Source organism: Streptomyces sp. NPDC043738 (assembly GCF_056436545.1).
In genome coordinates this window covers 36236-49721 of sequence record NZ_JBWKCJ010000004.1, presented here as the reverse complement: position 1 = coordinate 49721, position 13486 = coordinate 36236, and the positions used below count along the sequence as shown (strand labels likewise).

The 13486-nt window shown below is 73.7% G+C and carries 13 protein-coding genes; 3 read left to right on the top strand and 10 right to left on the bottom strand.

Going from position 1 to position 13486, the window contains the following annotated elements:
- Positions 1–17 precede the first annotated feature (17 nt).
- A complete protein-coding gene (locus AC0680_RS07655; protein ID WP_478625813.1) occupies positions 18–638 on the bottom strand; it encodes a TetR/AcrR family transcriptional regulator in 621 nt (206 codons plus the stop codon).
- Positions 639–861: 223 nt separating this feature from the next.
- Here AC0680_RS07655 and AC0680_RS07650 point away from each other — a divergent pair, with 223 nt between their 5' ends.
- Positions 862–1167, top strand: coding sequence for an SHOCT domain-containing protein (locus tag AC0680_RS07650; protein ID WP_478625812.1), 306 nt, complete (start codon positions 862–864; stop codon positions 1165–1167).
- Positions 1168–1222: 55 nt separating this feature from the next.
- Here the strand turns inward: AC0680_RS07650 and AC0680_RS07645 are convergent, their stop codons facing one another.
- Both AC0680_RS07645 and AC0680_RS07640 read right to left on the bottom strand, forming a co-directional pair.
- Positions 1223–1729, bottom strand: coding sequence for an ATP-binding protein (locus tag AC0680_RS07645; RefSeq protein ID WP_478625811.1), 507 nt, complete (start codon positions 1727–1729; stop codon positions 1223–1225).
- Positions 1730–1905: 176 nt separating this feature from the next.
- A complete protein-coding gene (locus AC0680_RS07640; RefSeq protein ID WP_478625810.1) occupies positions 1906–2193 on the bottom strand; it encodes a hypothetical protein in 288 nt (95 codons plus the stop codon).
- Between the two features lie 304 nt (positions 2194–2497).
- On the opposite strand from AC0680_RS07640, the gene AC0680_RS07635 reads away from it, so the two are divergent.
- A complete protein-coding gene (locus tag AC0680_RS07635; RefSeq protein ID WP_478626218.1) occupies positions 2498–3595 on the top strand; it encodes a PLP-dependent cysteine synthase family protein in 1098 nt (365 codons plus the stop codon).
- A gap of 36 nt (positions 3596–3631) precedes the next feature.
- Here the strand turns inward: AC0680_RS07635 and AC0680_RS07630 are convergent, their stop codons facing one another.
- Together AC0680_RS07630 and AC0680_RS07625 are read right to left on the bottom strand one after the other, a co-directional pair.
- Positions 3632–4105: an SRPBCC family protein gene (locus AC0680_RS07630; protein WP_478625809.1), complete on the bottom strand. Its 474-nt coding sequence runs from the start codon at positions 4103–4105 to the stop codon at positions 3632–3634.
- 212 nt (positions 4106–4317) lie between these two features.
- Positions 4318–5163 (bottom strand): DeoR/GlpR family DNA-binding transcription regulator, encoded by an 846-nt coding sequence (locus tag AC0680_RS07625; protein WP_478625807.1) that lies wholly within the window; start codon positions 5161–5163, stop codon positions 4318–4320.
- A gap of 233 nt (positions 5164–5396) precedes the next feature.
- On the opposite strand from AC0680_RS07625, the gene AC0680_RS07620 reads away from it, so the two are divergent.
- Positions 5397–7814, top strand: coding sequence for a hypothetical protein (locus tag AC0680_RS07620; protein ID WP_478625805.1), 2418 nt, complete (start codon positions 5397–5399; stop codon positions 7812–7814).
- Here AC0680_RS07620 and AC0680_RS07615 read toward each other — a convergent pair.
- From AC0680_RS07615 to AC0680_RS07595, 5 genes are all read right to left on the bottom strand, one after another.
- Entirely contained in the window at positions 7784–10213 is a 2430-nt protein-coding gene (locus tag AC0680_RS07615) for a right-handed parallel beta-helix repeat-containing protein (protein ID WP_478625803.1), read from the bottom strand. The genes AC0680_RS07620 and AC0680_RS07615 overlap by 31 nt on opposite strands.
- Before the next feature lie 178 nt (positions 10214–10391).
- Positions 10392–10994 carry an Rv1733c family protein gene (locus tag AC0680_RS07610; RefSeq protein ID WP_478625802.1) on the bottom strand — a complete coding sequence of 201 codons (603 nt, stop codon included), beginning with the start codon at positions 10992–10994 and terminating at the stop codon, positions 10392–10394.
- Between the two features lie 136 nt (positions 10995–11130).
- A complete protein-coding gene (locus AC0680_RS07605; RefSeq protein WP_478625801.1) occupies positions 11131–11583 on the bottom strand; it encodes an ATP-binding protein in 453 nt (150 codons plus the stop codon).
- Positions 11577–12467 carry an MEDS domain-containing protein gene (locus AC0680_RS07600; protein ID WP_478626216.1) on the bottom strand — a complete coding sequence of 297 codons (891 nt, stop codon included), beginning with the start codon at positions 12465–12467 and terminating at the stop codon, positions 11577–11579. The genes AC0680_RS07605 and AC0680_RS07600 overlap by 7 nt, the downstream gene beginning before the upstream one ends.
- Before the next feature lie 147 nt (positions 12468–12614).
- Positions 12615–13439: an MOSC domain-containing protein gene (locus tag AC0680_RS07595; RefSeq protein WP_478625800.1), complete on the bottom strand. Its 825-nt coding sequence runs from the start codon at positions 13437–13439 to the stop codon at positions 12615–12617.
- Positions 13440–13486: the final 47 nt, after the last annotated feature.

The window sequence follows — 13486 nt, the reverse complement described above, 5'->3', positions numbered from 1 at the left end:
GGATACCGGTCCACGGGCTACCGGGCCGGGGGAGAGGGGTGGACGACCTGTGCGGCGAGCAGCGCCAGCACGCCCTCCACGGCCGCGTCGAACGGTGCCGTGTCGTCCGCGGCGCGGGCCAGCACATAGCCGCCCTGGACCACGGCCGCGACGGTGGCGGCGGTGGCCGCCGGATCCAGCCCCGCGGCCACCTCGCCGCGCCGCTGCCCGTCGGCGAGGACCTCGGCGAGCCGGCCCCGGAGCCAGTCGAACATCTCGTCCAGCGGCGCCCGCAGCTCGGGGCTCTGCACCACATCACGGTCCTGCGTCATCCGGCCGATCGGGCAGCCGCGCAGCACCTGCCGCTCGCGCAGCAGATAGGCCCCGACCCGCTCGTACGCCGTACCAGGGGCGGACAGGCACTCCTGGGCCGTCTCCTTCATGCCCGCCGCGGTGCGCCGGATCGCCGCCAGCGCGAGGTCGGACTTGCCGGAGAAGTGGTGGTACATGCTGCCCTGGCCCACGCCCGCGCGCTCCAGGATCGCTTTGGGGCTGGTGCCGACGTACCCCCGCTCCCAGAGGAGTTCCTGGGTGCTGCGCACCAGCCGCTCCTGAGTGCTGAGCCGCTCCTGAGGGCCGGGACGTTCCTGAGTGCTCATACCGGCACTGTACATACTAGTAGTTACAAAGATCAACGCGGGTCCGGTGAGGGCTCGCGACGGCCGCCCGCCGCACCAGGCGTCCCCCGTGCCCTCGCCTCCTCCCGACGTACTTCCCGCGTCGTACCAGCAGAGCCGCCGGCCGTACGACGACCGGCGGCGCCCGGGCGGCCAGGCTCGGAAGGGACAGCGAAGACCACGTCCCACCAAGGAGCTGATGGCGATGTTCGCGCTTGCCGAACCCTGGACCGGCGGTGGCCCGGGCCCCTGGATCCTGTTCGTCCCCGTCCTGTGGGCGCTGGCCGTCTTCGGCGTGGTGACCCTGCTGCGCCGCACCGGTCTGCGCCCCGGCGGCCCCGGGCGGACGTTCCACGGTCCGCGGGCCGCCGCCCGTGCCGACGCGCCCACCCCCATCGCCGTGCTCGGCCGGCGCTTCGCCGCGGGTGAGATCGACGAGGAGGAGTACTGGCGCCGACTGTCCGTCCTGGAGGAGCACTTCGGCGCCGGCCCCAAGGGGAGTACGGCCTGACCGTCCCCGCTTGCACCGGGCACCCCCCGCGGCCGGGGAGCGCGTCGGCCGGCCGTCAGCCGACCCGCGCTCCCCGTGTCCGGGAACGGGTGTCGGCCGTCCGCACGTCGTCCCCCAGGGACAGCGGCTCCCAGTGCGTGTGGTCCGCGCGCATCTCCTCCGGGGTGGCGGGCAGGGCCGCGAGGGTGAACCACACGACCTTGCCGCTGCCGTCCGGGCGCATTCCCCAGCTCTCGCTGAGCGCCGCGATCAGCGCCAGGCCGCGCCCGCAGGTCTCCCAGCTGCCGGCGGTGCGGATATGGGGCAGCCGGGGGTCCTCGTCGTGCACCGAGACCGTCAACCGGTCAAGGAGCAGGCGCAGTTCGACGGTGCACTGCTTGCTGGGGCGGGCGTGCCGGTGGACATTGGCCAGGAGTTCGGTCACGCCGAGCGCGGCGGGGTCGACCAAGGCGTCGAGACGCCAGTGCCGCAGCCGTGCGGAGACGATTGTGCGCACCTGGCCGATGCGAGCCGGAACGGCCTGGAGCTCCACCGTGCAGTGCCTGCTGGGCTGCCTGATCACGACCGCGACTCCCTGATGAGGTCGGGCGCCCCTCGTGCCTGGCAGGGGCGAAGACCGGATCCAACGATGCCCGCTGCACCACAACGTCACCGTTGGTGAACCCTCAGTGATACGAGTTCCAGGGTCGGCCAGGCGGTGCGCTCCCGCAACCGCACCGCCTCGGCCCGGTCGGGCGCTCAGGGGCGTGGCGGACGCGCCGCCTCCAGGGCCTTGAAGAAGAGCTCCGGTGCGCCGAGCGTGAGCGAATAGCGGTGCCCGTTGAGGGTGGCGAGCGCCCGGTCCCGCGCCGCGAACAGCGGCCGGTGGGCCTGTACGGACTGCAGCGGGGCGCTGTCTATCTCCGTGCCGTAGCTGGTCAGCAGCGCCAGCCGGCCGTCTCTGATGACGACCTGGCCGGCCCGGGTCAGCGACCGCAGCCACCGCTCGATCCGTACGCCGGTCGCGTTGAACTCCGGCTCCGCCATCGCCGGCACCTCCTCGGTGAGACGGGCAGGTGCCCTCCACCGCCCCTTGTGGGAAGTTTGCCGCGACGGCGCCCGGTGCACCAGTGCCCCTGGTGCCCGACGGGTGCAACGGCCCTTTCCCAGGGCGTCCTTGGGGTATCCCAAAGTGATGTTTATGCAGGTGAGAAGCGTGCGGAGGGTGGCTATAGTCGGAATCGGCCCGGCGTAGTGCGCGGGCTTGGAACCCCTCTTGAGGAGCGCGCCGGTGAGCACCGCACAGCAGCCGCAGAGCCGGCCCGACCATGAGTCCGCGGCCGGGGCCCCGATGCCGACCGTCGATGTCGACCGCTCGGATCCGGACTACCGAAGCTGGCTCAAAGAGGCCGTCCGCAAGGTGCAGGCGGACGCCAACCGCACCGCCGACACCCACCTCCTGCGCTTCCCGCTGCCCGAGAAGTGGGGCATCGACCTCTACCTCAAGGACGAGTCGACGCACCCCACCGGCAGCCTCAAGCACCGGCTGGCCCGCTCGCTGTTCCTCTACGGGCTGTGCAACGGCTGGATCCGCCCGGGAAAGCCCGTCATCGAGTCCTCCAGCGGCTCCACGGCGGTGTCCGAGGCCTACTTCGCCTCGCTGATCGGGGTGCCGTTCATCGCCGTGATGCCGGCCACCACCAGCCGGGAGAAGACCCGGCTGATCGAGTTCCACGGCGGCAGCTGCCATCTGGTCCAGGACCCGCGGACCGTCTACGAGGTCTCCGCGCGGCTCGCCGCCGAGTCCGGTGGCCACTACATGGACCAGTTCACCTACGCCGAACGGGCCACGGACTGGCGCGGCAACAACAACATCGCCGAGTCGATCTACCAGCAGCTGCGCCTGGAGCGCTACCCCGAACCGGCCTGGATCGTGGCCACCGCGGGCACCGGCGGCACCTCCGCGACCATCGCCCGCTACGTCCACTACATGCAGTACGACACCCGCGTCTGCGTCCCCGACCCGGAGAACTCCTGCTTCTTCGACGGCTGGCTCACCGGCGACGCGGAGACCGACTGCGCCACCGCCTCCCGCATCGAGGGCATCGGGAGGCCCCGCATGGAACCGAGCTTCGTCCCCGGCGCCATAGACCGGATGATGAAGGTTCCCGACGCCGCCAGCGTCGCCGCGGTACGCGCCCTGGAGGCGGCGATCGGCCGCAAGGCGGGCGGCTCGACAGGTACGGGCCTGTGGAGCGCGTTGAAGATCGTCGCGGAGATGGTCGCCGAGGGCCGTACGGGATCGGTCGTCACGCTGCTGTGCGACCCCGGCGACCGCTACCTCGACAAGTACTACTCCGACGACTGGCTGGCCTCCCAGGGGCTGGACATCACGCCGTACGCGCGCACCATCGAGGATTTTCTGGCCACGGGGTCCTGGCCCTCCTGAGGCCCGTCGCCCCGGTGCCGGGCGGCAGGGTTCGGCTCAGGTTCCGGTGAGGCGGCGGTCCAGCGCCCGGGCCGACTCCCGAAGAGCGCGGCCCAGGCCGGGCCTGGCCAGTGTCACCGCCCAGCGGAACGGCGCCGGGCCGTCCGCCGCGAAGGTCCACCGCAGCCGGGTGCCGGAGCCCGCGGGCGTCAGCCGCCAGTCCTCCAACAGGGCCCGCAGGCCAGGGGCGTTGGTGGTGTCGACCCGGTAGGCGTAGTGCTCGTCCGGCTCGGCCGCCAGGACCGTCTCGACGAAGCGGGTGCCGCCGGTCAGCCGCACCTCCCGACCCCGGCCGCCCTGCGTCGGCACCGCCCGCACCACGCCCGTGAACCAGCGCGACCAGCCCGCCACGTCGTCCGCCAGCGCCGCGTACACCGCCTTCGGCGGCGCGGCGACCTCCGCGGCGAAGACCAGCCGCAGCGGGGCGGACTCGACGAAGTCGAGCTCGACGGGGCGGAGTCGGCGTGCCATGGGACGAGCACCCCCAAGGGACGGTCGGCGGCCGGGGGCGGCGTGTCCCCGGCGCCGCACACCATAGCTGGCGACCCGTCAGAAGTCTGCGGCCGGGCGCCGAAGAGTCCGCCGGCGGGCCGGGCCGGGGGAGTCGCCCCGCGCCGGCCGCCGTCAGGTCGCCGCGTGCACCGTCAGACCTCCGCGTACACCGTCAGGTCGCCGCCTTCCCGTCAGTCCTCCGTGTCCGCCGGCTGCTCGCCCGCCACCACCAGCTCCGGCGGCAGCTCCGCGAACTCCGCGCGCGCCCCGGCGGACAGCCCGGAGTCCGTCACCAGCACATCGACGTCGTCCAGCGTCGCGAACGAACTCAGCCCGACCGTGCCCCACTTGGTGTGGTCGGCGACCACCACCACCCGCCGCGCGGAGCGGACGAAATGCCGGTTGGTCTCCGCCTCCGCCAGATTCGGTGTCGACAGCCCCGCCTCCACCGATATGCCGTGCACCCCGAGGAACAGCACATCGAAGTGCAGCGTGCGGATCGCGGCGTCCGCCACCGGCCCCACCAGCGTGTCCGACGGCGTCCGCACCCCGCCCGTCAGCACCACCGTCGCCGCCCCCGCGCGCGGCCCCGTGCCGCCGCTGGCCGCCGCCCGCTGCGCGGTGTAGAACACATCGGCCACCCGCACCGAATTCGTCACCACCGTCAGATCCGGTACGTCCAGCAACTGCTGCGCCAGCGCGAACGCGGTCGTGCCGCCCGCCAGCGCGATCGAGCTGCCCGGCGCCGCCATCTCGGCCGCGGCCTTGGCGATGTCCTCCTTGGCGCTCAGCTCCAGCCCCGACTTCGCCTCGAAACCGGGCTCATGGGCACTCGGCTCGCTGACCGGCACCGCACCGCCGTGCACCTTCTCCACCATGCCCTGACGCGCGAGCACGTCCAGATCGCGGCGGACCGTCATGTCCGAGACGCTCAGCTTGCGGGTCAGCTCGTTGACCCGCACCCCGCCGCGCCGCCTGACCTCGTCGAGAATCAGGGCACGCCGCTGCTCCGCAAGGAGGTTCTGGCTGTCGCTCACCCCGGCCCGTCCCTTCCGCCCGGCTCGCCACGTCGGGTCTGCGCGTAGGCTCCCGCCTGCGATCACTGGTTCCCTCATCCTCGCACGAGCCACCGACAGCGCCCCCGCGCCCGCCGCGAACTCCACCGCGCGGCGCTCCGGTGTCCAGAACCGGTGGCTGCGCTCCTGCCGGCGGGGGACAATCCTTGGGGCACCGCACCGCACGGTGCCACATGGACAACGGGGGACAGCCAGTGGAGACCGCGGAACCGACACCGCATGCCCGCCCAACGGATCCGGCCGCGACCGGAGATGGCCCACCGGCCGACGCACCGCAGCTCTCACTGGAGCTGCTGGTGCACGGCGTCGGCGGCACCACCGCGCAGGAGATGCTCGGCGACCCACGGGTGCAGCTGATCACGGGGGACGACACCGCCGCCTGCTACCGCCGTACGGAGGACGCCGACGCCGAGCGGCGACCCGAGGACTACCACGACGAGCCGGTCCGCGAGGCGTACTGCTGGTCCAATCTCACCTCCGGCAACGGCGCCCGCGCCCTGTGGCTGATCCTGGTGCCCTTCATGGTCGCCAACCTCGCGCACTGGATGCGCCCGGCCGCCCCACCCGACCACCGGGCACAGCGGATCTACGACCTCCTGGTGCGCCTCCTCGCGCTCACCCTCACCGTCCTGCTCGCCGCCGCGGCCTGCGAGGTCGCCCTCGACCTCACGGCCTGGCAGTGCGCCGGCACCACCGTCTGCGTCACCGGCAAGTCCTGGCTGGGCTTCCTCAGCCCCGACAACCACGGCTGGTGGAGCGCCCCCGGCCGCCGGCTCGCGCTCGCCTCCGCGGTGCCGCTGCTCGTCATCGGCTTCCTGTGGTGGCTCTCGCACCGCACCTGGAGCGCCTACGAGTCCGCCTCGCCGCCGCCCCGGCGGCCCGGCAGCTCCCGCTACACCCCGCACACCGAACGCACCGCGCTCAGCCTGGAGGGCTTCTGGTACGGCCGCCGGCTGGTCGCCCGGCTGCGCGCCGCGCACACCACGGCCGGCGTGCTGACCATCGCCGCGGTGCTGCTCGGCGCCGGCGCCAAGGCGGACGCACGGGCCGGCGGCGGGACGGCCCTCGCGGTCACCGGCCGGGCGCTGACCGCCGTGGTCATCCTGCTCGCCGCGGTCACCCTCATCGTCGTGTGGCGGACCGCCCGCAGCGAGGCAGCGCCGGACGACGAATCCGACCGCCTGGTCGTACGGGCCCTGCCGTACGCCGCGCTCGCCGTGCTGGCGCTGATCGCCGTGCACACCGGCTGGGCGCGCCCCGGAGCCCGCAGCCACGGCCCGCTGCCCGGCGCCGCCGCGTTCGGCGGCATCGCGGTCTTCCAGGGCCTGCTGGTCCTGGCACTGGCGGTGACCGCCTGGGTGCTGCAGCGCGCCGCCCGCGACGACGCCCGCACCGCCCTGCGCGGCATGGGCGGGCCCGCCGTCGCCCTGCTGGCCTGCGCGGTCGCCGGTGTGCTGTCCGGGGGCGTGGCCCAGCGCTTCGCGGACTGGATGGACGGCGGCGCCACGCCCGGTCAGGTGCACGCCCCCATCCCCGGTCCGCCGGTCCTGCTGTCCTGGCAGGCGTCGGCCATCCCCGCGCTGCTGGTGGTGTTCGCGGTCGTCGCCGTCCTGGCGGCCGTCCGCGTGGTCGTCGTCCGCGGGCGGGTCGTCAAGGACGTTCCCGGGCTCTACGACCCGCGCGAGCGCCCCGACGAGCGCCGTACGAAGCGGATCGCCGGCACCATCGCCCGCGCCGGACTCACCGACGCGGCGCCCGTCCTGGTCGCCGCCACCGCCGCGGTCACCCTCGTCCTGGGAGCCGGTGCGGTGGCCGGCGCCTGGCTCACCGACCGGGCGCCCGGCCCCGCCACCGCCGACGCGCCGCCCGTCGTGCACGCCGCCGCCCAGACCGCGGAGTCCCTCGGCTCCTGGCTGATGAGCGCCGGCGTGATACTGCTGATCGCCATGGGCCGGCGCGCCTACCGCGACCACTCCGCCCGCCGCACCATCGGCATCCTCTGGGACGTCGGCACGTTCTGGCCGCGCGCCGCCCACCCCTTCGCGCCGCCCTGCTACGCCGAGCGCGCCGTCCCCGACCTCACCTGGCGGATGGCCACCTGGACCGAGCGGTTCAACGGCCGCCTGGTGATATCAGGGCACTCGCAGGGCAGTGTGCTGGCGGCCGCCGCCGTCTGGCAGCTGGACCTGGTCACCCGCAGCCGGGTCGCCCTGCTGACGTACGGAAGCCCCCTGGAGCGCCTCTACGGGCGCTGGTTCCCCGCCTTCTTCGGGCCGCCCGCGCTCACCGGACTGCACCGCGAGATGGACGACTGGCGCAACTTGTGGCGGTTCACCGACCCCATCGGCGGCCCGATCCGGCTCACCTGCGAGGACGGCCGCCGGGTCGACCAGGGGCCGCTGCGCGACCCGCTCGCCTTCGGCCGCACCCTGCGCAACCCGCTGCCCGCCCAGATACTGGGCCACGGCGACTACCAGACCGACCCGGTCTTCGACACGGTCCGCGCCGAGCTGATCGCCCGGCTCGACCCGGAGCTGCCGGGCCAGCGGCCCGCCGGCGAGGAGGCGGACGACCGCCCGCCTCAGGCGAGTTCGGGCAGGTCGTCCGCGTAGAGCAGGGTCAGGTCGTCGGTGCTCGGGTCGGCCAGTTGCGCCACCCGGCCCGCGTGCCGCTCGACCATCGCCTCGAACGTCTGGCGCGCGGTACGGCCGTTGCCGAAGGAAGGGCCCTTGGGGAGCACGGTGAAGTACTTCAGCAGTGCCTCGCCGGCCCCCTCGGCGAGGCGGTACTCATGCTCCTCGCCCTGCTGCTCGACGATCCGCAGCAGCTCCTCGGGGGCGTAGTCGCCGAAGGTGATGGTCCGTGAGAAACGCGACGCCACACCGGGGTTGACCGCCAGGAAGCGCTCCATCTCGGCGGTGTACCCCGCCACGATCACCACCACCGCGTCCCGGTGGTCCTCCATCAGCTTCACGAGGGTGTCGATGGCCTCCTTGCCGAAGTCCCGGCCGGAGTCCTCGGGCGAGAGGGCGTACGCCTCGTCGATGAACAGCACCCCGCCGCGCGCCCGGTCGAACGCCTCCTGCGTACGGATGGCCGTCGAGCCGATGTGTTCGCCCACCAGGTCCACCCGCGACACCTCGACCAGGTGCCCGCGCTCCAGCACCCCCAGCGACGCCAGGATCTCGCCGTAGAGCCGGGCCACCGTGGTCTTGCCGGTGCCGGGGGAGCCGGTGAACACCAGATGGCGGCGCACCGACGCGGCCTTCAGGCCCGCCTCCTGCCGCCGGCGCCCCACCTCGATCATGTTGATCAGGCTGCGGACCTCCCGCTTGACGCTCTCCAGTCCCACGAGGGTGTCGAGCTCGCCCAGCACCTCGCCGGACGGCCGGCTGCTGGCGACCGGCTCGGCCGCCGCCGTGGCGGCCGGCGGCGGGCTCTGCGCCGGGACGCTGCCCAGCAGCCCGGCCGTCTGGGTCGCCGGCTGCACGGCGGGCGGCACCGCCGCGGCGGCCGACGGCACCGCACGGCTCTCGTCGCTCGTGCAGTCCTGGACCGTGGGCCCGTCCCCCTGCCCGCCGCCGCCCTCGGCGAACTCGTAGCCGCCGCGCGCACAGCGCTCCGTACGGCACCGTGTCAGCGTCGTACGGCAGCCGTCGATCACATGGAAGCCGAAGCCCGAACTCCCGGTGACCCGGCAGCCGTGGAAGGTGCCGCGGCCCTCGGCCGAGACATAGAAACCGGCCTCGGCCGGTCCGCTGACCGTGCAGCCCTCGATCGTGGGGTCCGCGCCCTTGGTGACGATCACGCCGGTCTGCGCACCGTCGATGGTGCAGTTGGCGAGCGTTCCGCCGCTGCCGTGGTCGCGGAACCACGCACCGGTCGCCGCCTCCCGGATCCGGCAGTCGTCCAGCTGGACGGTCGCCCCGTCGCTCACCGACACCGCGGTGTTGCGGACCTGCGCGATATCGCAGTCGACGACGTCGGCGCGCGAGCCCCGGTCCAGCACGAACAGCGCGTCCGGTACGTCGTGCACCCGCGTGGAGTCCAGCACGGCGGTGGCGCCGTCGCTGACCCACACCGCCGGGTAGTCGCCGGTGCTGTCGTGGATCTCGCACTGGTTGGCGTCCACCCGGGTGCCCGGGTCCCATACGGACAGGCCGTTGCGCCCGAAGTGCCGCACCGTGCTGCGGGTGAGCGTCAGCACCGAACGGGACCGCAGATCGACCGCGTTCTCGGGGATGTCGTGGATGTCGCAGTCCGCCAGCGTGAGGACCGCGTCGGTGTCCAGGGTGACGCCGTCGGCGGAGGTCCGGTGCACCGTGCAGTCCGTGAGATGGCCGGTGGCCCGCGCGGCCACCTGGATCCCCGCGCCCTTGATCTCGTACAGCTCGCAGCCCACCGCCTCGACCGCGCTGCCCTCGCCGTTGACCGACAGCCCGGCGCCCGAGGCGTGGTGGATCCGGCAGTTCTCCAGCCGGGGATGGGCCCCGCCGCGCACCGCCACCCCGGCCTGCCCGGCGGCCACCACCTCGCACTCCTCGAAGAGGCCGCCGGCACCTTCCAGGACGCTGATGCCCACCCCGCCCGCGTTGTCGACCGTGCAGCGGCGGACCGTCGGGCGGGCCCCGCCGCGGACCTCGATGCCGGACGCGGACCGGGTCACCACCCGCAGGCCGGACAGCTCCGGCGCGCCGTCCTCCACCAGCAGTGCGGGCGAGGCCGAGTCGGTCGCCTCCAGGTGCAGGTCGTGGACGGTCGCCGAGGCTCGTATCGTCAGCGCCACCCCGTCGGCCGGGGCGATCCGCACCGAGCCGCGCGCCCCGTCCGGGCCCCGCAGCGTCACCGCGCGCAGCAGCACCAGGTTCTCCCGGTACGTGCCGGCCGGGACGGTCAGCACATCACCGTCCCCGGCGGCCTCCAGGGCGGCGGCGAGCGAGCTGTACTCCCCTGTGCGGCGCCGCCACCGCGACGTTCCGGAGTGCGTCACCTGGACCGAGCCCTGTGCCATGGCGCTGTCGTGCCCCCACCTCGTGCGGCTGATGTCGGCCCGGCAACCATCCGTACGCGGATGTCCGCATTCGGGTACTCCAGGCCCCAGCCCAGAGGCTGGCGCCCCCACCGTAGCGCGCCCGGGGGGCGGCAGTTGACACGGTCAGCACCTGGTCAGCAGCGAAGGACCGGGCGGCTCAACTCCCGGCGTCGGCCCGGCCCCAGTCCTGGCCCGCGCGCTCCCACTCCGCATCCCAGCGGCGGAAGCGACGTGCCATCAGCTGCCCGACGACCAGGCGCCGGCCCGCCTCGATCAGCCCGCCGACGGCGGCCGTGGTGCCCAGACCGGCCAGCACCGCGTGCGTACCGGCCGTGTCGACGTCCATCGGCCGGGGCATCACCCGGCCCCGGTCGTCGGTCCAGATGCGGAACCGCTCGCCGGACTCCACCGGACGCGGTGCGGCGAGCTGCCCGGTGTGGGCGCTGCCGTCCACGGCCGTCCAGCGGGCGATCACCCGGAGGTGGGCATCGCGCTGCGAGGAGGTCTCCGGATCGGGGTCGAGCGGAGCCCGGGAGACCAGCCGGTCGACCGTGACCCACACCAGATGGCGCTGCTGATACTGCAGTCGTACGGCCTCCAGCAGCGCGCCGTGCGCCGCCCGGCCGGTGAACCAGCCGGCGGCGGGCGCCCCGAAAGCGATCAGGAGGGCGGCGGCGAGCGCCAGCCAGGCCTCGATCCGATCGGTCCGACGCCGCAGCGGATTGCGCCGCCAGCGCCATACCCCTCGCATCGCGCGCATCGTCGCCCCCTCTCCGTGTTGGTAAATACCGCATCAGGGGTGTTCCACGCGAGAGTTCTGTCAAGAGAGAGCCACATCACGCCGTACCGGAACCGGCTTTCCGTCCCCACGGAGCGGGAGCGCGGGGCCCGGGCGCTCAGCTCAGCCGTACCGCCAGCGTCACCACCGCGCCCGTCCCGTCCGTCCCCGGCGCCGCCCCGGCGACCTCGAACCGGTCCGCCACCAAGCGCGCCAGCCACAGTCCGCGCCCCTTCGTCGCACCGTCCAGGCCCGGCAGCAGCTCGGGGATCACCGCCTCGCTGAACCCGGGACCCGCGTCGCTGATCCGGCACTCCAGCTCGTCGCCCACCCGACGCAGCACCAGCCGCCCCGAACCGCCCGCGTGCTCCACCGCGTTCCCCGCGATCTCGGCCACGGCCAGCACGAACTCGCCCCGCCGCGGCTCGCACAGGCCCTCCCGGGCGGCGCACTCCTCGACCAGCAGCCGCAACTGGGGCAGCAGCCGGGCGCTGAAGCGCCGTTGGAGCAACCGGTGGCCGGACTCGTCGGCCGGGTCCTCGACCGGACCCGCCGGATCGGGGTTCACCACGGATGCACCACCTCCGTCAGCACCAGCAGCGGCACCGTCCCGCTGCCCAGCCGCCGCAGCATCCGGCGCTGCCCGCGGTGGCAGCGCACCTCGATCAGTTCATGGCCCACGGCGCCGCGGGCCAGCATCAGCAGGCCCACGGCGCAGCCCACCGACAGGAAGTGCAGCCGGGTCAGATCCACCGTCAGCCGCCGGGCCGGCGCCGTGTGCGCCAGCGCGATCTGCAGCGCCCTGCCGAACGCCTCCTGATTCGCGGCGTCCGCCTCCCCGATGAAGCGCAGCGCGCCGTCCGGGTCGCGCACCGACCGCAGCGCGCCCAGACGTTCCAGCAGCGCGCGCGGGTGCGCCCGTTCCATGGCGGCGACGACCTCGCGGTCGAACCGGCGCCGGTCGTAGGCGCAGATCTCCGTGTACGGGCGGCGGGTGAAGAGCGCCTGCGCGCCCGACTCGCGGCACATCATCGTCTCGACGTCCGCGCCGAGGGCGGCCACCCAGCCCATGTCGATGAACGCCCGAAGGCCCGTATAGCCCTCGGCCGTCGCCCGGTCGGTCTCCGCGTACAGCCGGCCCATCTGCCGCGCCGCGGTGAACGCGGTGTCCGGCGCGATCATCTGCCGCATGCTGTCCACCACCAACTGGCCGCGGGCGCGCGCCCGGACGGTGCTGCGGCTGGGGAAGTCGATCCTGGCCAGCACCTCCTCCTCGGGCACCCCGGGGCAGGGCAGGACCAGTACCTTCTCGCCGCGCGCCAGCCCGAGCCGGACGAATGCCGTGACGACCTCCCAGCGCACCTCGTCGTTGCCGTAACTCACAAAGGCGTGGTCTCCGGGCCGCAGATGCTGGACAGGGATCAGATGGTCGCTCTCGGCGTCCCTCGCAGGCATCGTCACGCGGTCCTGGTCTCCCGTTGCCCTGGTTCTTCCGGCGGCGCCGGGCGCCCACCGCGCGGCCGACCGTCACCGGGCCGTGGTGGTCCGGCAGCCGACGCGAGCGCCCGCGGCGCGGCCACGGCGCAGGGCCGCGCCGGCCCGTCAGTCGAGTATCTCGAACGGGTCGCCGAGACGGATCGTGCCGGCCGCGCGGGGAATCAGATTCTGGCCGAAGACCAGCCGGTCTCCGAAGCGGCGACGGCGGGCGAGGGTCCGCAGCGGTTCCTTGCCGCGCTCGGCGGTGCGCTGGTCGGTGGTCGTCACCACACAGCGTGCGCAGGGCTTGACCACCTGGAAGACCACCTCGCCGATACGGATCCGCCGCCAGTCGTCCTCGGCCCAGGGGGCCGTGCCGTCCACCACCACATTGGGCCGGAAACGGTTCATGGGCAGGGGGCCCTCGTCGGCGTGGTCGCCCTGCGCGATGAGCGAGTTGAGGGCGTCCAGCGACGAGGCGGTCGTCAGCAACAGCGGGAAGCCGTCGGCGAAACTGACCGTCTCACCGGGCTCGCAGTACTCGGGGTGGATCGGCCGGCGCTTCTCGGGGGCGTCGAGATGCACCAGCCGGCACTCGACGCCCAGATACCCGCGGAACCACTCGGCCGCCGCCTCGCCCGCGGGTACCGCCTCCACCTCGTCCTTCCAGACCTCCACCGCGATGGTCTCCCCGCACCCGGGCGGCTCGACCGTCAGCGCCGCCATGCCGGGGGCGGTGAGCCTGAGGGCACCACCCGGCAACCCCTCGGCACGCGCCAACGCCAACGTCGGCTGCTGCCGTTGGGTGATCATCCTGCGCTCGGCGTCCACCAGCAGCCACCGCCGGTCCCCGGCGAGCCCCCACGGCTCCACGACCGCCTCGCCGGGGTCGGATCCCGCAAGGGACTTGACCGGGTAGAGATGGATCGACTGGAGCGCGGGCTTGGGCATGGGTGCCATCCTGCCAGCCGCCTCGGACAGTTGACCGATCGCCCAGG